Genomic DNA, 19,646 nt, shown 5'->3' with positions numbered 1-19,646 from the left:
CTGTATACTAAAAAATGTGTAGATACGCCATGACATCCTATAAGCCTCATTATGCTTGTTTTAATTGTAGAAAAACATTTAAAAGAAGACTAATGGGCGATATTAAAAAAGGAGAAACATCTGTTTTTGAAGCCAAATGTCCGGAATGTGGCGACCTAATGGCAAATATGGGACTCGATTTTGAGTCGCCTAGAAAAGACGATGTCAAAAAATGGGAACATCTTAAAAGTTTATACTCGGTCGGAATTACATTTCATTCCTGTGGTTGCAGTGGGCCGGGTTATATACCGAATTCAAAAGAAAAATTGATAGAATATTTTGATAAGCTGAAAGAAGGTTATTTTAAAAATCTAGACTTTTGGCGCGCCAGAATTGAGCCTTCAACTAATATCGAAAGAGATAAAGATTGGAATAGAAACTGGGCTGAACTGGGAAAAGTAGCATCCAAAAACAGAAAAGAAATTGTCAAAAATCAGGAAGGCATTGATCACTGGCTGAAAAAAGTCAAGGAAATTGAAAATAAAATAGAACTGATAAAGTAATTGAAAATTTTCCCCCTGATTTTTTAGTCCAGTTGTAAAATTCTTAAAACTGCAACTGTGACCGCACATTTTAAACTAAAAACACTAAATTTGTATTTCAATTATTGAAGGAAAATGATAGATAAGATAAAACAACATATAGAGGAAGCGAAGGCCTTTAATGAAAAAAACAAAGAATCTTTAGAACAATTCCGTATTAAATATTTAGGTAGTAAAGGATTATTGAAAGAACTTTTTAATGAGTTTAAAAATATTCCAAATGACCAGAAAAAAGATTTTGGACAGGTAATCAACACTTTAAAAGCTGTTGCTGAAGAAAAAGTAAAGCAGATTCAGGAAGAACTGGAAAGCAAAGAAGAATCAAAAGGAATTTTTGGCGATTTAACACGTGCTGCAGAACCAGTGATTATTGGTTCTCGCCATCCAATTTCTATCGTAAAAAATCAAATTATAGATATTTTTGCCAACATCGGATTCAACGTTTCTGAAGGGCCGGAAATCGAAGACGACTGGCATAACTTTACCGCATTGAACTTGCCAGAATATCATCCAGCAAGAGATATGCAGGATACGTTTTTCATTCAGACCAATCCTGATGTGTTGTTGCGTACGCATACATCATCTGTTCAGGTGCGTTATATGGAAAATCATAAACCGCCAATTCGTACGATTTCTCCGGGACGTGTTTTCCGTAATGAAGCGATTTCATCTCGTTCGCACTGTATTTTCCATCAAGTGGAAGGGTTATACATTGATAAAGATGTTTCTTTCGCCGATTTAAAACAGACATTATTGTATTTCACAAAAGAAATGTTCGGAAAATCTAAGATTCGTCTTCGTCCGTCTTATTTCCCATTTACAGAGCCAAGTGCCGAAATTGATATTTATTGGGGACTAAAAACAGAAACCGATTATCGTATCACAAAAGGAACAGGCTGGTTAGAAATTGGAGGCTGCGGAATGGTAGATCCAAACGTTCTAAAAAACTGTGATATCAATCCAGATGAATACAACGGATTTGCTTTTGGAATGGGAGTAGAGCGTATTGCAATGCTTTTATACCAAATTGGAGATATCCGTATGTTCTACGAAAACGATGTTCGTTTCTTAGAGCAGTTTAAATCGAATATTTAATTGTCATTTGAGCGTAGTCGAAAGAAGGAGCTGTTTCCTGCTGTCCGCTATATCTTTTGTTTTTTAAAGAAAAAAACAAAAGGATGCCGCTTCCATCAGGGCTAGGGCTTTACGTTATAAATTACTTTTACAATAAACAAACCTTTGTTGAAGTTTCAGACTTTGACAAAGGTTTTTAAAATTTAAATAATGAAAAAAGATATAATAATTCCAGAAGTCGAAAACGTATTTCTTGCCGCAGTACAAGAATGGAGCGACGATTTTATGGAAAAAGTTTGGTACGCTTATCTGGTTAACGACAGTGATTTTAACTTAGACAGCGTAATGGTAGTTTCAAAAGCTTTTGGAACTATTGACGGCGAAATGAAAAAAACTTCAATTCTGCGCCATGCTTTTGTTGAGGTGCCGTCGGTTTCTGTTGTAAAAATAGAATTAGTAGAGAAGAGCCTTTTAGTACTAAATAACGAATTCATGGTAACTTTCTTTATCGGAAATACATTATACGATAAGAAATTTATCTTTAAAGCCAATTCACTTGACGAAAATAAAACGGAAGAAGTGCCAATTTTGTTTGTAGAAGGAGTGATGGTGAAATAGAGAATATAGAACATAGAGTATAGAAAATAGATTGCTATGCTTTGAGAATAAAAGAGAATCAAGAAAGTATTATAAAAACTGCTTTTTGATTCTCTTTTTTTGTCTATCCTCAATTCTCTATTTTCTTTACTCTTTATTCTATTCTCTTAAAAAAAACTACTGCGGTAAAACAGGTTGTTTCATTCTATAAGCTCCACTTGACAAACTCATAATAAAATCTTCCAAAGCAAGAAGTTCCGATTGATTTAAATCTAATTTCTTAATCAGTTTAGAAGTAGTTGGAAATAAAGTATCATTAAGCTGATTTTCTTTTCGTTTGGGTTGAGGCATTCCAGCGTTGTAAATATTTAAAACACCTCTTAAATTAGGAAATAAACCGTTGTGCATGTACGGTGCATTTTGAGCTGCGCCACGTAAAGACTGCGTTTTAAATTCGCCTACATTTTCAGCTTTTCTTGTTACATTGTATCTTCCTAAATCTTCGTATTGTCTGCCGTAATACGTTAGACCAACATTATGAAATTTATTATCAGCAAAATTGGCTGTATTATGACAATTAATGCATCTTGCTTTGGTACGGAATAAATGTAAACCTAGAACCTGTCTGTTGGTTAATTGGGTAGAATCTCCTTCAATGAATCTATCAAATTTACTTTTCGGACTAATTAAAGTTCTTTCGAAAGTCGCAATAGCTTTTAAAATTTCTTCCTGAGTCAGCTTTTCTTTTCCGAAAGCTTTTTTAAAATATGGTTTATAACCTTTTATTTTGTTTAATCGTTTTGTTGCTAAGTCAATATGAAAGTTCATTTCTTTAGCATCTTGTATCGGGAAACTGGCTTGATCTTCCAAAGATTTGGCTCTTCCATCCCAAAAGAAAACTTTAGAATACGCGATATTCATTAAGCTCGGTGCATTTCGTGTTCCTTGTTGTCTGTCTTCTCCGTAGGATACTTTTCTGGCATCGCCCCAATTTAATTCGGGATCGTGGCAGTTGGCACACGAAATCTGTCCGGATTTGGATAATCTCGGGTCAAAAAAGAGTACTTTGCCTAATTCTGCTTTTTCTTCGGTATACGGATTGTTTTCTGGAAATTCAGGTTTGCCTAAAGTTCCGATGTCTTCAAATCCTTGAGTATAAACTATAGAGTCTACTTCAGGCTTTGGCCATTTTTGATAATCGCCGCTACTGTATAATCTTTTTAATTCGGCAATAGATAAGTTTGGTTCAATCTTAGCATAAGAAAGCATGATGAGTGAAACTATCATTGTTCCTACACTAATTAATTTCGTTTTCATTCTTTAATAATTTAATTGTACACCCATTTGAACCCAATAGGTGGTATTCGTATTAATACTGACTGGATAATCAGTTTGTTTTTTAACTGCAATTTTCTCTTTTAGATTGGTAAAGAAAACCACTGTTTTGTTGTTTTTTGTGGGATAACTGTATTGTAAACGTAACTCTGGTTCAAAATAATTCGTGGTATTGACAGCGTAATCATAAATAATCACTTCGTCGAAAAATCTAATATTAGTGCCACCCGAAGTATCGTAATAGTCCAATTTCGATGGAAGCGGGAAATACATATTAAAACTTGCCGTTGCGTTCAATTTACTTTTGTTGAAAGCAAAATCTTTACTCGTATAAATTCCAGTGTTTAATGAATTCAATTCGATATGCGTTGTGGATAAAACATCATCGTATTCGTTTTGCTGGTAAAGTAGATTCAAACCTACTAAATAATCAATTTTAGAATCCGATTTTTGGGCAAGAGAAGCTGTCCAACTGATTTTATTAAGTGAATTGGTATAATTGTATCCATTACTTTGTTTGTCAAAATTTTTTGCATCGCTTTGATCGAATTGTAAAGTAGACTGGATTTCTTTTTTATTCCATTTATGAAAAGCAAACAATTCAGCATGGTTGCTTTTTGTCTTTATTTTCATTCTTTCATTTACTTTTAAATCAAGATCACTGGTATAGAAAATATTATTGGAATTCTGAGCATAATATAAGGCAGTAAAAATGGAATTTTTGCCTTTAATAGTATATCCTAATCCAATTTTATCTACAATATCCTGATATAAATAACCAGATCCAGAAGATTTAAAAGAATTTAGTATTCTACCATAACCTGCATTGAAACGTAGGTAGGTTTCTGGATATACTTCAAGATTTAAATTCGAATTATTATACTTAAAAGTAAAATCTTTTTGATTTTCGGCATAGCTTCCTAAAATAAAAGCCTTTTGATTTTTTGTGATTTGATAGCCAATTTGCATTTCTCCTCCCAAATTTCTGTTTGTGATTTGTGACCTTGCATCTAAAGTTCTACTAAATTTTTCGGTACCATAATTGGCTTTAACAGCCACAGATAAATGATTGGTAATGTCTTTAGAAAAACCTCCGCTTAAAGCATAAACCTGATTGTCCCAATCGGCTTTTCTGGGAACATAAAAATAATGCGGGTTAATTACTTCTTGTTCTATGGCACGATCATCAGAAAGTACCCAGCCGAGATTCTTTTCCAGTATTTTTTTTATGGCTAAATCACCAAATAATTTCCATCTGGATTTTGTTGTAAAATAGCCCTGCGCTAAAAACTGATACGTATTGATTTCGTTGGCAACCTGTTTTCTTGCAAATTCATTTTGCTGATGTTCATACGAAACTTCAGTAAAGGTAAAATCTTTAATATTTGAATTTGTGTATACAACCGGATATTTAAAAATTTGATTTTGGATCTGATTATCAATAATATGATTTTGCACTTTTATAGTGTCTTGTGCATTCGCAGAAAAAATGGAAGAAAACAACAAAAGAAGTAATGCCCAGAATTTCCAGGCATTACTTTTAATGTTTTGTATTTTAATTTTATTGATTTTCATTAAAGAAAATTTTAGTTGAATCCTCTTGGATTTGCAGTAACTTCTACGAAATCATTTGTAGAATTGTTCGTGTCCTGAAGAACAATTCTTCCGGCAATTGTAGTTTTAGTTTTTCTCATTACCGATTTTGAAGAATAAGATCCTGAAGGAACGTATGTATTTCCTCCATCAATTTGAGAAGGCAGTTTTTTAGGAACTAAGTTTGAACCTAAATCTCTTGTAGTGTCAACTCCATCGATAAGAACACTAACAGGAATTTGAAGCGCTAGATTAGCCTCTCCTTTAGGGTTTTTATATTTTTTTAAGGCAGCAAACTCTGAATCCGTCATTTTGAAAATAACATAACTATGTCTTCCTAATGAATCAAAAATCATATCGTTGTTGCTATTTCCCCAATAAGCAATGTTTACATCTGGAACAGCAGCATTTTGGATATCATATTGATACAAATCGCCAGAATAGTCTCCTAGGAATGATTCGAAGTCCGCTGTACTTAAATCTACGGTTAATTCAGGACTTAGAATACTAACAGTTTTCCCTTTGTTGTCTACATAATTTGCTTTGTGGTTAATACCATTTTGTGCAATTACAATACTTGTCCCGGGTTGTACTGGATATTGTGTGCCGCTTCCAGGAATTTTAATGATGTTTAATGCATAAACATAATCGGTATTTGCAGTACTACCCTCAGTCATGCCTTCTGATTTGCTCCAATCAAACTGTCCGTTTGGTAATGAGTAAGCTAAAACAGTAGTTGAAGTAGATCCAGTTAACAACGCCATGTATAAACCATCTGCATACTGAACAGTATTAGAATTGTTGTAGATTTCTATAAACTGATCTCTAAAAATAGCTCCTTTTTTAGTGTCAGATCCAGCGTAGTAAATTTGCTTAATTACGAAATCGCCTACTTTAGAAGTTTTCATTTCGATGTTGCTTGTAGGTGTTGTTGCATTTACAATAACACTGCTTTCGGCACCATTAAAGTTAATTTCAGTTTCTGTTGGTGTGTAACCAAAAGTCTCTGTAAATTCGGCAGAAGCAATCACTTTGGTAGCTGTAATAGTATAAGTTCCAGGTAAAATCTGTTTGAAAGTGGCCACACCGCTTTCATCAGATTCTACAGTATATTTATTGGCAGTTTCTGTATTTACAATAGTTACGCTTGCTTTTTTAACAACCTGACTGTTAAAAGTGGCATCGTATTTAAGCGAAACACTAAAATCAACTGGTTTTAATGCTTCGTTTTCGTTATCATCATTGCTGCAGGACTGAATGATTAGCCCAAAAAGTATTATAAAAATAGAGAGTGTTTTTTTCATAGGTATGTATATTTAGAATTGATAATTAAGTCGGGTTCCAAAAGAGAATTTTGCGAAATAATCGTACGGACTCTTAATGCCGTTTTTCTCGTAATAAGGCTTCAGATTTAAAAAATTGGTCGAATAAAAGGAAACACTAAATCCGTTTAGAAAATCTTTGGAAAGACGCAGATGAAAATTATGAAGCATGTTGTCAAGCTTATTTTGTGAGTCATTTTGCGTATCGCGGATAATATGTCCGTATTTTTGTGAATTTGTACGATCTGCCTCCGGAATTTCATGATAGGCCAATTGATTGTCTAAATAGCCATTTGGATAATTACTGTTAGTAAGGTAGGAAGTACGTAAAATGATATGCTCGCTTCTTAATGACAATAATAAACCTGCTTTTGGAATATGATAACTGAAGTTAAAACTTGCAGTGAAATTCTCATTTGTCATAGGCATCGAAGGATAGACTCCATATCTTTCTGCCGATAAAAGATCAGTGGACGCATAATAGGTTATCGTTTCGCTTAAATCTTTAGATCTTACATAAGATGCATTCATGCTCACATCAAGATTCAGTGCCTTGATTTTTTGAAAATTGATTATGGATTCAATACCGATATCTTCCGAATTTGCATTGTTTTGAATGCTGTTTGTTAGATAATACAAGTTATCTGTTTCAACAACTTCATACGTTGGCATTTCTGTTCCGTTTGCAGTTATATGTACTTTTGGAATTTCTTTTGAGATAGGAACCATCTGTCCCGTAAAACCATTCTTAAGTTTGTTGTAATATCCCGTTAAATTAATACTGGCAAAAGGAAGATTAACATCTAATCCACCTTCTGTTTTGTATGATTTCGAAGGTTTTAAATTCAAATTATCTCCAGAAGTTACTACAGTCAAGATCCATGCTTTTTGATACACTCCAGGATTTACATAAATTCCGTTGCCTAATAAACGGTCTATATAACGTTCTCCAGTGTACAATTGATTAAGCGAAGGCGCTTTGGATGATAATCCAAATCCGCCTCGGACTCTGAAAGTTTTATTTAGAGAATACGATGAATTAATACGCGGCTGCAACGATACATTTCCAGATTGGTTTTCATATCGTACACCGTAATCAATATTTAGAATTTTATCTTCTTCAAATTTTTTATAGACTCTATCTTCCAGATAAGCAGAAAATTGGTTTTCTGTTCGGGTTCTGTTAAAATCATAATCTCTATAACCTAGTCTGGTGTCGCCTCCGTCATCTAAGACATAATAATTGATTAAGCCAATTGCACTGCTTTTTCTTCCGTCTCCTTTGTTGGAACTTGATCTTCCTGATAACCCAAATGATAAGCTGTGAATCCAGTTGGCTTTATTGGTAATCGTCTTTGTGGTTTCGAGATTTACAAAAGTTGAAATCGGAATACCTTCAACTGTACTGATACTGGTATATTGCGACGGAAGAACGTAAGCATCGTGAATTCCTTCTTCTTTAGAATCAGTTGCAGCCGTTAAAGCTCGATTTATCCATCTCTCTTTTCTAGAAAACTGCCTGTCATAAGAGAAACCACTATTTATATTGATACCGTCTAACCACAGATTAGAAGGCTTCCACATGAAATTGTTAGAGATAGAAAACCCTTGTTTTTCATTTTTTATGATATCTGCCGCAATTTTATCAGGATCACGTTTGGCATCATCAAGAGTGGATCTTATCGATAGGTTTACAGTATTTTTTACTTTAGAATGTTTATCGGTAGTTTTCCATGCTAAACTCCCGCTGATACGCTGATAACTCAATAAATTATTTCTTGGATCGGAATTAGAATCCAAAAAGTTAATTCCAAAATTCATGGAATTATTGGAGTTTAATTGAATTCCTTTTGTCAAGTTCAATTCGCTTGTACCATCTCTAAGGGAAGCGGAAACTCTGTAAGGACTATTTCCGACTTTAGTAGTGATCAAAACCAGTCCAGAAGTCAAATCTCCATATTTTGCAGAAGGAATTCCCTGAATGATTTTTATCTCCTCGATATTATTAGTTGATATTTCCCTAAGATCAACACCAACATTTGGATTATTGAAAGGTATTGTATTAACGCCATAATCATTGCCGGCTGAAGTAGGTGTGTTTGGACTTAAAGCCTGCATGTTTTCGTTGTTGGAAATCGGAATATCATTGATCATAAATGCAGTTCCAAAAGCTTTATTGCTTTTAAAAGAACCCACTTCAGATGCTGTCCTGAAAATAATATTTTTATAAGAATTCAGATTAAAAGAGGAAGTAGTCTGTCCAGGAAGCTGTTCTAAAACATCATCAAGCGTAAAAGCCTGAACATTATTTATAGCATTTGTTCCAAGAGTCAACTCAGAGTATTTACGTTCTTTATTGGCTGTAACCATTACTTCTTTCAAATGAAGCGTATTATCTTCCAAATAAACCGTAATTGAGTTTTGTCCGTTTTTTAAAGTCTGATTAATATCTTTTTTTCCAAGAATGGAAAAGTTCAATTCAATATCCTGAAAATAGGGAATGATCATACTGAATTTTCCATCTTTATCAGAAATCGTCCAGTTTTCGGTTTTGGTATCACGAACAAAAACACCTGCTAAAGCGGTCGAAGTTTCTTTAGAAAAAACTTGACCAGAAATTGTCTTCTGTGAAAAAATAACTTGACTGAACAGTAAAAGAATGGCAATGAAACGCATCTATATTTAATTAGAACAAATAAAAATAATGACGCAAATCTACCGATAATTCTTCGTGAAGCAATGAAAAATAAGGGAATTGTAAAATTGTACATCATTAGATTTGTGAGAAAAGCATTAGTAATAAGTTTTTAAATTTTAAACTTATGTGTTTGATAGACAGTCGAATATTGTTTTGATGGTTTTGTAAGAATATAGTGCAGACTTTTTTTAAGGCCGATGTAGGTTTGATGTATTATGAATAAAGTTATTTCCTGTTAATTAGGGAGTGTATTTTTAACTTAATTGTGATTTTTTAAGATTTATTCAATAAAAAAAGAGCCGGAAGATCAATTCTCCCAGCTCTTTTCTATTCTCTATATTCTATTTTCTTTGCTCTATTTTCTATCCTATAAAGAGACTAATCCAAAGATTCAGTCAATTTTCTGAAGACAGATTTAGCATCTTTTCCTTCGTATAAAACGGCATAAACCGCATCGATTATTGGTGTTTTAGCACCGTAACCCTGATTTAGTTTATAAGCACTTTTTGTGGCATAATAACCTTCTGCAACCATACTCATTTCCATCATGGCACTTTTTACGGTGTAACCTTTACCAATCATATTTCCGAACATTCTGTTTCTCGAGAAAACCGAATATCCTGTAACCAATAAATCGCCCAAATAAGCCGAATCATTAATGTTACGTTTCATTTTATGTACTTTTCTAATGAATTTCTTCATTTCGCGAATCGCATTACTCATCAAAACCGACTGGAAGTTATCTCCATAACCTAACCCGTGAGCAATTCCGGCAGCGATTGAATAGATGTTTTTCAACATTGCGGCATATTCAGTTCCGATGATGTCATCAGAGATTTTAGCCTTAATGTAATTTCCAGAAAGTGATTTGGCAACCGTTTTTGCTTTATCAGGATCTCCGCAGGCAATTGTTAAGTACGAAAGTCTTTCTAATGCTACTTCTTCTGCGTGGCAAGGCCCTGTAATTACACCAATATTGTAGTATGGAATATCGTATTGAATATGGAAATGTTCGCCAACGATTAAACTCGTTTCTGGAACAATCCCTTTAATGGCAGAGAAAATAATTTTATCAGCCAAAGAAACCGTCATGTTTTTCAATTCGGCATCCAGGAAAGCAGAAGGAATAGCAAAAATGATATAATCTGCATATTCTATTGCTTCATTTATATTATTAGTTAATTTGAGTTTGTTGGTATCAAATTCAACAGAACTTAAATAATTCGGATTGTGTTTGTATTTCTGAATATGCTCGATTGCAGAATCATTACGCATGTACCAGGCAATTTCGGAAAGATTAACGCATAACATTTTTGCAATTGCCGTGGCCCAGCTTCCTCCTCCAATTACTGCAAATTTTAACTTTTCGCTCATTATTTTATTAATTTGAAACAAAAGTACTTAATAATGTGCTAATAAAGCAAAATCTGATTTAAGAAATTTGACAAAGGCCTTCTGCTGTGTTTTCTTTAAATAAAAACTAGCTGAATTTCAGAATATATTTTTCAGCTTTAAAAACTAAATTTGTGTAAAAAATGGTATATTAGAGAAATTTCGTTCAATTATGACAAATAAATTTTTGACTCTTATTTTAGTTTTCACGACATTATTTTCTTTCTCCCAAAATATGGAAACACTTTATTTCGATGCCAATTGGAAAACCACATCCAAAGAAAATGCCTCTTTTTATAGAATGCAGCCTTTCAAGAAATTAGGAAATTTGATTTTAGTCGAAGATTTCTACATCAATAAAACACCGCAGTTTCAAGGATATGCTTTTCAGGATAACGAAGATAATTATGTTGGAGATGTTGTATGGTTTGATCAGGATGGTTTCGATGCTTCTTTTTATCAATTTTATAATTTTTCTCCGGTTTCTAATTTGACCTTTTATTATCCAAGTGGAAAAAAGTTAAAAACTGTTCAGTACAAAAATGGAAGAAAAGACGGCGAAACAATCCTTTACCATGAAGATGGAACGGTTTTGATGAAAGGAAAATACGAAGGTGGAAAACCCAAAAATGGCGATTTTGAAGAGGTTTTAAATTGGGAAGATTACCGATTGAACAAAGCTGATAATGAAGCACAAAAAGAAGAACCGATTCGAATGACCGAAGGTGTAATTATTCGGGATGAAATTGGAAATGCGAAAAAGAGAGAAGTCATAAAAAAGAAAATATTCTGGATCAACTCAAAACAGTTGGCTCAGGAAATCTGGTACGATATTGCAAGTGGCAATACAGAGCCTTTTAAACAGATTAACTACGATAAATCTGGGAAAATGCTGCAGACCATAAATGAAAATGATTTTGAAAAATACGGACGAGAAATTTCAAATGGAATTGTGTACGACTATTACTTTCAAAACAAATTTGCGGTTGCTCTTAAATCCAAAATTAGTTATAAGAACGGACAGAAAAATGGCGAAGAAACCCTGTATTATCCAAATGGTAAAGTTTTAAAAATGGTAAAATATGCTGAAGGAGAAGCACAAGGCGATCAAATAGAATACAACTCAGACGGAAGTATAAAAGCCAAACGAATTTATAAAAACGGACAGCCTTTTGAAGGTAATTTTGATGAAAGATTTGCAAGCGATTTATTCATCAATCAAAATTACAGCAAAGGCTTAAAAGAAGGCGAAGCCATTGTAAAAGACGAGTCTGGATCTATTGTAGCAAAAGGAATTTACAAGGAAGGAAAACCATTTAACGGAACATTTGTCATCAAAAATGAAAATGAACAAAACGAATTAATCAACGTTGCTGATTACAAAAAAAATGGCGTACAGAAAATCTTTAATTATTATCTCGATGATCCTGTTAGAACTTATACTGTAGTAAATGATATTAAAAATGGAGAAACTGTTTTTTATGACAATAGGGAAGTGACGGGAAAACTGGAGTATAAAAACGATTTGCCTTATGATGGAACTTTAGTAGAATCCAAAAAAAGTACGATTTATAAAAAGGGATTTGTAGCTGAAGAGATTTATTATAGAAGTGAATACGATTCTAAAGACCCAAAAAATGTTCTGAAAACCATCTATTTTGAAAATGGGAAAAGAACTAAAATTGCGAATCAGTCTTTTTTGATTACTTCAGACAGACAGGATTCTTATGTTGGAATTTATAAAAATGACAAACCGTTTTCAGGTTATTTTGCTACAGATTTCAACGAATTTAATCATGTTGATTATTATGAAAACGGTATTATAAAGTATCAGTATTCGAACAATTATTTAGAGAATTTGGAGAACTATGAATATCCAAATTATAATATCAAATCTATTTATAAAGACGGTAAAATAGTTGACGGCCCGGAATACATCAAACTAGACCGCCAGTTTGTTTCTAAATATTGGAAAAATGGAATTCTGCAAAGTTTTGACTTTGATATTTTTGCAATGCATTATTTTAACCGTTATCATTTCGAATTAAAAAATAAAGCAATTGAACTCGAAGAATTGCAACATAAACTGAAAGGAAAAATTGTTTTGGAAAAATCAAATGGAAAAACAATTGGTAAATTCAGTATAAATAATAAACTTTTGGTTACCAGCTCATCAGTAGAAGTTAATAATGTAACACCAACTGAACCAGGGAGCGTTTTGTATTATGAAGTAAATAATGCAATCGAAGCAAAGCTATTTACAACAATCGAAGATGATAATGATGAGGAAAGAAGAGATGCCGAAATTTTCAGTACAGTATTTAGTTCTTACTTAAATCACGATAAAACAATTGAAGAAAATTTTAATCTGATTGCCGACAAAATATCATCAGAGAAAGATGTTGAATTGTTATTTGGAAATGAGCTAAAAGGCGTTTTAATTGCCGGTTTAAGAATTAACGAAGCTAAAAAGCCGGAAATAGGAACTCTAATATTGAAAAACAACAATAATTCCTATGATTTGAAATTGTTTTTAAAGGAAAAAAAACTAATGGAAAAGGATAATGTTGAGCTGAAAAATGTCAAAACAGAGATCGAAAATCTGACTAAAATTCTGGAAAAGAAAATGAATGAAAATTTTAAATAAAAAATATTTTATCCTTACACAATAAAATAATTAACGCTACGTTGTAAGTGTTTATAAATTAGAGTTTTAATGAACTTACAAAGATTTGAGTTAGTTAGTTTTGTTTTAGTATTTTAAAAAGGCGTTCACGAGCAAGTTAGAACGCCTTTTTTTAAGTTGGCAGTGTTCAGTTTTTTTAGTATTCAGTGACAGCACTTTGAAAACACACTATACTGAATACTAAAAAACTGATCACTGATCACTTTTTTAATAACTCAGTTCCACAATAGATTTCACTTTATCTAAAGTCACTAATTGTTTTTCGCCAAGACCTTTCCAGCCTCTTTCGTCAAAACGATTTACGATAAAATCGGCTGTTTTGCTGTAGTCTTCTGTATATTGAGAAAGTTTTGTGTCCATTCCCATAGTATGGAAAAATTCTACTGTTTTGTTGATGGCTTCTTTTGCTACTTCTTCATCAGAACCTGAAAGATTAAAAATACGTCTTCCGTATTGAGCCAGTTTTCCTTTTTTGGTTTCAAACATTACAGTATACAAACTTGGGCCAATAATCGCCAAAGTTCTGGCGTGGTCAATTTCATACAAAGCTGTTAGTTCGTGACCAATCATGTGGGTAGCCCAATCGCTTGGAACACCTTTTTGGATTAATCCGTTTAAAGCCATTGTACAGCTCCACATAAAATTAGAAGCCAAAGTATAATCGGTTGGGTTTTTAACAACGCCTGGGCCAACTTCAATTAAAGTCTGTAAAATTCCTTCGGCAATTCTATCTTGTAAAAAAGCATCGGTTGGATATGTTAAATACTGTTCCATTACGTGTGTGAAAGCATCAACAACACCATTTTCAAGTTGTCTTTTTGGTAAAGAAGCAATTACGGTCGGATCACAGATAGAGAATTGAGGAAACAAAGCGCTTCCGCCAGAAGATAATTTTTCCTGAGTAGCTTCAATTGTTACTACATATCCTGAATTCATTTCACTTCCCGTTGCTGGAAGCGTTAAAACCGTTCCAAATGGCATTGCATTTTCTTTTATCAAAATACGTTTCTGCAAAATGTCAATTGGGTTTCCTTCGAAATTTACTGCTGCCGAAATAAATTTCACACCATCAATCACAGATCCACCGCCGACAGCCAAAATAAAGTCGATTTTTTCAGCTTTAATAACATCAACCGCTTTCATTAAAGTTTCAAATCTTGGATTTGGCTCGATACCGCCAAATTCTACAATTTCAAAACCTTTTAAGTTGGCAATTACCTGATCGTAAATTCCGTTTTTAAAAATACTTCCACCGCCATAAGCCAAAAGAATTTTAGCGTCTTTTGGAACCAAAGTAGAAAGTTTTTCAATTTGTCCTTTCCCGAAAACTAAATTTGTCGGATTGTATAATTCAAAGTTAAGCATGATTTTTTTTGAGTTTCTAAGATGCTGAGAAACTAAGATTCTAAGTTTTTTAGCATCGGGTTGATTTTATTATTTTAATTTTTGAAAAAAAATCTAAGTTGCTAAAAGAAAAACTTAGGCTCTTAGCAACTTAGTATCTTAGCATCTTTTAATCCAATTTCTTTAATAATTTTCCAGCTACCAATTTAGACGATGCTGGGTTTTGTCCTGTAATTAAAAGTCCGTCTTCTACAGCATAAGGCTGCCAGTTTGGGCCTTTAGAAAAAATACCTCCGTTTGAGGCTAAAGCATCTTCCAATAAAAACGGAACCACTTTTGTTAAACCAACCGCTTCTTCTTCATCATTAGTAAATCCGGTTACTTTTTTACCTTTTACTAAATATTCCCCTTTTACTTTTACGTTTTTCAAAACAGCAGGAGCGTGGCAAACAAAAGCTACTGGTTTATTGTGCGTATAGAAGGATTCAATTAAAGCAATAGAGTTTTGATCCTGCACCAAATCCCAAAGCGGACCATGTCCTCCTGGATAAAATACAGCGTCATAATCTTTTTGGTTAACCGTTGAAAGCTTTAAAGTGTTTTTTAATTTTTCCTGTAAAACTTTATCAGCGTCAAAACGTTTGGTGTCTTCTGTTGCCGAAGCAGGATCAGCACTTTTTGGGTCAATTGGCGGTTGTCCTCCAAGCGGAGACGCAATTGTAATTTCAACACCTTGATCTAATAATTCATAATAAGGAGCAGCAAATTCTTCAGACCAGAATCCCGTTTTTTCTCCTGTATTGCCCAGCTTATCGTTGCTGGTTACAACAAATAATACTTTTTTCATTCTTTTTTTATTTGATTTTTGAGCCAAAGCAGAGGTGCTTACAGCTGTAAATGCAATTATTGCGAGTAATGCTATTTTCTTCATAAGATTAAATTTTGAACAAATTTACGGCTTATGTGATATCAGTAAAAATAAAATAAACTATGTTTGTTATAAATAAAATTATATCATGGTAAATCTAGAATGGTACAGAACATTTAAGGCGGTTTATAAAAATGGTAATTTTTCAGTTGCCGCCAAGGAGTTGTTTATGAGTCAGCCTGCGGTTAGTCAGCAAATTTCTATGTTAGAAGCGCATGTTGGTAATAAATTATTCAACCGAAAATCAAAAGGCGTTGAACCAACAGAATACGCTAAGTTACTGAATAATTTGATTATAGATGCACTTGATCGTCTCGAAAGTGTCGAAACTAGTTTCAGAGCCAAAGCAGAAGATGCGAATCGTTTAATATCTGTCGGCATTTCGAAACATCTTTTTGAGTGTGTTGGAAATCTGCTTATTTCAAAATTTGATTTAATTGATTTTACTTTCGCAGAAAACGATGAACTCTTTGCATTGATTGATGCTAAAAAATTAGATTTCGCCATTACCACAAAACGATTTGATACCTTTGATACGACTTACGAAGTTGTTGGAAAAATCAAATTGATATTAGTTGCTCCAACTTCTTTGGATATAACTGAATTCCGTCAGAAATTAAAATCAGATAATTTTACTGAAATCGAACAGTGGCTTAATGCACAAAAGTGGTATAGCCACGATGCGAGGATTCCGCATATAAAATTGTTCTGGCTTCATGCTTTCAATAAAAAAAGACCTTCGATGGTTCCTAATTATATTATTCCTTCAGAATCAGAAATGCTTCGTCTTTTAGGCAAAAATGAAGGAGTGGCTGCTACATGGAATTGTAATGCGAGAGAATTTATTAAAAAGAATAAACTACAGTTGTTGTGGAACAGTTTTCATGTGCCAGAAGAATTCGTGTATTTATTGGCTCCGAAGAATAACAACTTAAAATCGTTTTTTGATATCATTGAAAAAGAACTGAAGTTGTTTTTTGGAAACCGTTTATAGTTCACTTTATCAGTTGATTATATTTTTTAATGATTGAAAATTCTTTCTTTTTCTTTTGACGGCATCTTTTAAAAGAATAAATTTGAGAATACAAACCACTAAAATTTCCAATTATGAAAAAGATTGCAACAGTTTTAATGTTTACCATGTTGTTTTTTATGATCAATTCTTGCAGTAAGAGTGATGATGCAGCAATTGTAGATTGTTTTGGTGATTCTATTTTAACCGAATTAAAACATTCGGCAGACGGAACTAATTCGAAAATAATTAATTACTCCATACAATACAGCGGCAGCAATACCGTAACTTCTGTAAAATGGACTTTTGGAGATGGAACTCCTGCACAAACTGTAACCGGAACTACCGGAGCTGTATCGCATGCTTACAGTGCGACTGGAACATTTGAAGTAAAAGCAGATGTAACGCTTTCCAAAGACGGAGGAAGTTGTACTGTAAGCCCAAAGAAAAATGTTACGGTAAATTAGATAACCGAAAAAGAAAAAGATATTTAGTGAGAGTCAGTTTTATAATTTATGCTTTTGCATTAGATTATAAAATTGACTCTCATTCGTTATATTTGTTTGATACGATTTTTGATTATGGAAAATTTACAAAATATTAGAATTGCGGTTGATGCGATTGTTTTTGGTTATAAAAACAATGATTTGTATGCGTTATTGATTGAACAGCAATTTGGAACTTCAGAAAAATATTGGGCTTTGCCAGGCGGTTTAGTTCAAAACTCAGAATCTTTGAGTGATGCTGTTATTCGGGAATTGCACGAAGAAACCAATGTACAGCTTACGTTTATGGAACAGTTATATACTTTTGGAGATGATATTTACAGAGATTCCAGAAACCGTGTAATTTCTGTTGCTTATTATGCTTTAGTAGATGCTTCCAATCTAGAAATTAAAGCCGATACAGATGCTGAAAGAGTACAATGGTTTAAGATTGATGAAATTCCACCTTTGGCATTCGATCATAATAGTATACTTCAAAAAGGAATTGAAAGATTGAAAGCAAAATTGACTTACGAACCAATTGGCTTCGATTTATTACCGGAAGAATTCCTTTTTTCAGATCTAGAAAACCTGTATTGTACGATTTTAGAAAAAGAAATTGACCGCAGAAACTTCAGAAAAAAAATACTCAGTTACGGAATTTTAGAGGAGACAGAAAAATTTTCACCCGTTAAAACTGGTCGTCCGGCAAAACTTTTTAAGTTTAATAAGTTGAAATACAGCGAATTGATTGAAAAAGGCTTTCATTTCGAAATAAAGTTTGCGTAATTTTTACACAAAACAAATTGTTTATTCAAAATTTAATTCTACATTTGCGTATAATTAACGCAAACTACAACACTATGATACTAAATCTCGACCCAAAATTCGCTCCGATTCAAAATCAGGAAGAAATCAAATTTCAAAGTTTTACATTTTCTGGCGGAGAACCGCACATTAAAATCAATCCGGATTTTGATGTGAATCAGAAAGTAACGATTACACACAGATTGAATTCATTCAACGATTTAGGTTTGTTGTGTATCACAGTAGATGCGTTACGCAGAATGGACGTTAAGATCATCGATCTTTTTATTCCGTACTTCCCTGCTGCAAGACAAGACCGTGTTATGATTCCTGGAGAACCTTTATCTGTAAAAGTGTACGCAGACATTATCAATGCCATGCAATTGAATAAAGTGTTTGTTTTTGATGCACACTCTGAAGTAAGTCCGGCTTTATTGAATAATAGTACTGTGATCCCGAACTATACTTTTATCAAAGAAGTGCTAAATAAAATTGGTCAAAACGTAAAACTGATTTCTCCAGACGGAGGTGCTTTGAAGAAAATCTATAAAGTTTCTGAATATTTGGGTGGCGTTGAGGTGGTAGAATGCAGTAAAAGCCGAGATGTAAAAACAGGAAAACTGTCTGGATTTAAAGTTTACGAAGAGGATTTGCAGGGAATGGATTGTTTAATTGTAGATGATATCTGCGACGGTGGCGGAACCTTTGTTGGTTTGGCCGAAGAATTGAAAAAGAAAAATGCAGGAAAACTGTACTTAGCCGTAAGCCACGGAATTTTCAATAAAGGTTTCGAAGTTTTAAATTGCTTTGACGGCATTTTTACAACGAACTCTTTTAAAGACTTTGACGGCGAAACGGTTGAGGTTGTAAAATTAAAATTATGAATAAAAATTATAGAGTAGAAATAGCAAATAAAACTTTGGAAATCATAAAAAATGGTTTCTATGAATATAAAGGAAATAAGATTGACGTAAAAAAAGAACTCGAAGAGTCCATAAAAAATACGTTTACCATTGCGCCAAACGATTGGGATGCAATCTTAGAAAGACCAATTGAGAATAATTTTGAAACAGAAATTGTTGTTAAAGTTTGTTCGACAATTGAGGCAATTGTTCAGGAGGAAAAGGATAGAATCTGTGTTTTGAATTTTGCTTCGGCAAAAAATCCAGGCGGTGGATTCTTAGGAGGAGCTTCGGCTCAGGAAGAAAGTCTGGCTAGATCTTCCAGTCTTTATGAAACGCAGATTAAAGACAAAACGATGTATGACTTTAACAGAAATCAGTCTTCGTTTTTATATTCAGATTACATGATTTACAGTCCAAATGTTCTGTTTTGGAATGATGATAATGGAGATTATTTTGAAAAACCATTCGTTGTAGATGTGATTACGGCACCAGCACCAAATAAAGGTGCGATGATACAGCATAATAGAAAAGAAGAAATTGCGGCAACAAAAGAGGTTTTCAAAAAAAGAATGGATAAAGTATTAGCCATTGCTGCAAATCAAAAATGTGACATCTTAATTTTAGGAGCTTGGGGATGCGGCGTTTTTAGAAATGAAGCCAAAGATGTAGCGCATTTGTTCAAAGAAATTATTGAAGAAAAATATTCAGGCGCTTTTAAAAAGATTGTTTTTGCCATATACTCTGATAAAAATGCAAATTTCCAGCAGTTTGAAGAGGTGCTGAATTAGTTTAAAAAGTTTCATGTTTCACGTTTCAAGTTGCTTTTAGGAACGTAAAACCTGAAACAAAAAAATACTATTAACCGTTTCCGGTTTAAAACCCAAATT

The 19,646-nt window shown here is 33.3% G+C and carries 16 protein-coding genes; 9 read left to right on the top strand and 7 right to left on the bottom strand.

Annotation, left to right across the window (positions count from 1 at the left end; all coding sequences use genetic code 11):
• Positions 1-92 precede the first annotated feature (92 nt).
• From P2W65_RS03920 to P2W65_RS03910, 3 genes are all read left to right on the top strand, one after another.
• Positions 93-542: a hypothetical protein gene (locus tag P2W65_RS03920; RefSeq protein ID WP_289663662.1), complete on the top strand. Its 450-nt coding sequence runs from the start codon at positions 93-95 to the stop codon at positions 540-542.
• Between the two features lie 114 nt (positions 543-656).
• Positions 657-1,676, top strand: a complete 1,020-nt coding sequence (pheS, locus tag P2W65_RS03915) for a phenylalanine--tRNA ligase subunit alpha (RefSeq protein WP_179004118.1) — start codon at positions 657-659, stop codon at positions 1,674-1,676.
• Between the two features lie 189 nt (positions 1,677-1,865).
• Positions 1,866-2,273 carry a hypothetical protein gene (locus tag P2W65_RS03910; protein WP_289663661.1) on the top strand — a complete coding sequence of 136 codons (408 nt, stop codon included), beginning with the start codon at positions 1,866-1,868 and terminating at the stop codon, positions 2,271-2,273.
• A gap of 156 nt (positions 2,274-2,429) precedes the next feature.
• On the opposite strand, the gene P2W65_RS03905 is transcribed toward P2W65_RS03910, so the two are convergent.
• The 5 genes from P2W65_RS03905 to P2W65_RS03885 all read right to left on the bottom strand — a co-directional run bounded on the left by P2W65_RS03905 (position 2,430) and on the right by P2W65_RS03885 (position 10,574).
• Positions 2,430-3,569: a cytochrome-c peroxidase gene (locus P2W65_RS03905; RefSeq protein WP_289663660.1), complete on the bottom strand. Its 1,140-nt coding sequence runs from the start codon at positions 3,567-3,569 to the stop codon at positions 2,430-2,432.
• Positions 3,570-3,572: 3 nt separating this feature from the next.
• Positions 3,573-5,162, bottom strand: a complete 1,590-nt coding sequence (locus P2W65_RS03900; protein WP_289663659.1) for a DUF6850 family outer membrane beta-barrel protein — start codon at positions 5,160-5,162, stop codon at positions 3,573-3,575.
• A gap of 11 nt (positions 5,163-5,173) precedes the next feature.
• Positions 5,174-6,484: a DUF4876 domain-containing protein gene (locus P2W65_RS03895; protein WP_289663658.1), complete on the bottom strand. Its 1,311-nt coding sequence runs from the start codon at positions 6,482-6,484 to the stop codon at positions 5,174-5,176.
• A gap of 12 nt (positions 6,485-6,496) precedes the next feature.
• On the bottom strand, positions 6,497-9,178 hold the full coding sequence (locus P2W65_RS03890) for a TonB-dependent receptor (RefSeq protein WP_289663657.1): 2,682 nt from the start codon (positions 9,176-9,178) through the stop codon (positions 6,497-6,499).
• A gap of 400 nt (positions 9,179-9,578) precedes the next feature.
• Complete coding sequence (locus P2W65_RS03885) at positions 9,579-10,574, bottom strand: NAD(P)H-dependent glycerol-3-phosphate dehydrogenase (protein WP_179004124.1); 996 nt, start codon at positions 10,572-10,574, stop codon at positions 9,579-9,581.
• 253 nt (positions 10,575-10,827) lie between these two features.
• Here P2W65_RS03885 and P2W65_RS03880 point away from each other — a divergent pair, with 253 nt between their 5' ends.
• Positions 10,828-13,239, top strand: coding sequence for a toxin-antitoxin system YwqK family antitoxin (locus tag P2W65_RS03880; RefSeq protein WP_289663656.1), 2,412 nt, complete (start codon positions 10,828-10,830; stop codon positions 13,237-13,239).
• 246 nt (positions 13,240-13,485) lie between these two features.
• Here the strand turns inward: P2W65_RS03880 and P2W65_RS03875 are convergent, their stop codons facing one another.
• Together P2W65_RS03875 and P2W65_RS03870 are read right to left on the bottom strand one after the other, a co-directional pair.
• On the bottom strand, positions 13,486-14,643 hold the full coding sequence (locus P2W65_RS03875) for an iron-containing alcohol dehydrogenase (RefSeq protein ID WP_289663655.1): 1,158 nt from the start codon (positions 14,641-14,643) through the stop codon (positions 13,486-13,488).
• Positions 14,644-14,791: 148 nt separating this feature from the next.
• On the bottom strand, positions 14,792-15,553 hold the full coding sequence (locus tag P2W65_RS03870; protein WP_289663654.1) for a type 1 glutamine amidotransferase domain-containing protein: 762 nt from the start codon (positions 15,551-15,553) through the stop codon (positions 14,792-14,794).
• A gap of 85 nt (positions 15,554-15,638) precedes the next feature.
• Here P2W65_RS03870 and P2W65_RS03865 point away from each other — a divergent pair, with 85 nt between their 5' ends.
• From P2W65_RS03865 to P2W65_RS03845, 5 genes are all read left to right on the top strand, one after another.
• Positions 15,639-16,544 carry a LysR family transcriptional regulator gene (locus tag P2W65_RS03865; RefSeq protein ID WP_289663653.1) on the top strand — a complete coding sequence of 302 codons (906 nt, stop codon included), beginning with the start codon at positions 15,639-15,641 and terminating at the stop codon, positions 16,542-16,544.
• 113 nt (positions 16,545-16,657) lie between these two features.
• Positions 16,658-17,029: a PKD domain-containing protein gene (locus tag P2W65_RS03860; protein WP_289663652.1), complete on the top strand. Its 372-nt coding sequence runs from the start codon at positions 16,658-16,660 to the stop codon at positions 17,027-17,029.
• A 114-nt stretch (positions 17,030-17,143) separates the two neighbouring features.
• Positions 17,144-17,836 carry an NUDIX hydrolase gene (locus P2W65_RS03855; protein ID WP_289663651.1) on the top strand — a complete coding sequence of 231 codons (693 nt, stop codon included), beginning with the start codon at positions 17,144-17,146 and terminating at the stop codon, positions 17,834-17,836.
• Between the two features lie 74 nt (positions 17,837-17,910).
• A complete protein-coding gene (gene prs / locus P2W65_RS03850) occupies positions 17,911-18,738 on the top strand; it encodes a ribose-phosphate diphosphokinase (protein WP_289663650.1) in 828 nt (275 codons plus the stop codon).
• Positions 18,735-19,547: a TIGR02452 family protein gene (locus tag P2W65_RS03845; RefSeq protein ID WP_289663648.1), complete on the top strand. Its 813-nt coding sequence runs from the start codon at positions 18,735-18,737 to the stop codon at positions 19,545-19,547. The genes prs and P2W65_RS03845 overlap by 4 nt, the downstream gene beginning before the upstream one ends.
• Positions 19,548-19,646 lie beyond the last annotated feature (99 nt).

The sequence above is a fragment of the Flavobacterium panacagri genome, from assembly GCF_030378165.1.
GTDB classification, from domain to species: Bacteria; Bacteroidota; Bacteroidia; order Flavobacteriales; family Flavobacteriaceae; genus Flavobacterium; species Flavobacterium panacagri.
Note: the sequence above shows the minus strand (reverse complement) of the source record. Positions and strands in the feature narration are given on the sequence as shown.

Bases quoted from the DNA above. Each gene is read 5' to 3' on its own strand.
- P2W65_RS03920 (WP_289663662.1), top strand. From the start codon at position 93: ATGGGCGATATTAAAAAAGGAGAAACATCTGTTTTTGAAGCCAAATGT.
- pheS (WP_179004118.1), top strand. From the start codon at position 657: ATGATAGATAAGATAAAACAACATATAGAGGAAGCGAAGGCCTTTAAT.
- P2W65_RS03910 (WP_289663661.1), top strand. From the start codon at position 1,866: ATGAAAAAAGATATAATAATTCCAGAAGTCGAAAACGTATTTCTTGCC.
- P2W65_RS03905 (WP_289663660.1), bottom strand. From the start codon at position 3,569: ATGAAAACGAAATTAATTAGTGTAGGAACAATGATAGTTTCACTCATC.
- P2W65_RS03900 (WP_289663659.1), bottom strand. From the start codon at position 5,162: ATGAAAATCAATAAAATTAAAATACAAAACATTAAAAGTAATGCCTGG.
- P2W65_RS03895 (WP_289663658.1), bottom strand. From the start codon at position 6,484: ATGAAAAAAACACTCTCTATTTTTATAATACTTTTTGGGCTAATCATT.
- P2W65_RS03890 (WP_289663657.1), bottom strand. From the start codon at position 9,178: ATGCGTTTCATTGCCATTCTTTTACTGTTCAGTCAAGTTATTTTTTCA.
- P2W65_RS03885 (WP_179004124.1), bottom strand. From the start codon at position 10,574: ATGAGCGAAAAGTTAAAATTTGCAGTAATTGGAGGAGGAAGCTGGGCC.
- P2W65_RS03880 (WP_289663656.1), top strand. From the start codon at position 10,828: ATGGAAACACTTTATTTCGATGCCAATTGGAAAACCACATCCAAAGAA.
- P2W65_RS03875 (WP_289663655.1), bottom strand. From the start codon at position 14,643: ATGCTTAACTTTGAATTATACAATCCGACAAATTTAGTTTTCGGGAAA.
- P2W65_RS03870 (WP_289663654.1), bottom strand. From the start codon at position 15,553: ATGAAGAAAATAGCATTACTCGCAATAATTGCATTTACAGCTGTAAGC.
- P2W65_RS03865 (WP_289663653.1), top strand. From the start codon at position 15,639: ATGGTAAATCTAGAATGGTACAGAACATTTAAGGCGGTTTATAAAAAT.
- P2W65_RS03860 (WP_289663652.1), top strand. From the start codon at position 16,658: ATGAAAAAGATTGCAACAGTTTTAATGTTTACCATGTTGTTTTTTATG.
- P2W65_RS03855 (WP_289663651.1), top strand. From the start codon at position 17,144: ATGGAAAATTTACAAAATATTAGAATTGCGGTTGATGCGATTGTTTTT.
- prs (WP_289663650.1), top strand. From the start codon at position 17,911: ATGATACTAAATCTCGACCCAAAATTCGCTCCGATTCAAAATCAGGAA.
- P2W65_RS03845 (WP_289663648.1), top strand. From the start codon at position 18,735: ATGAATAAAAATTATAGAGTAGAAATAGCAAATAAAACTTTGGAAATC.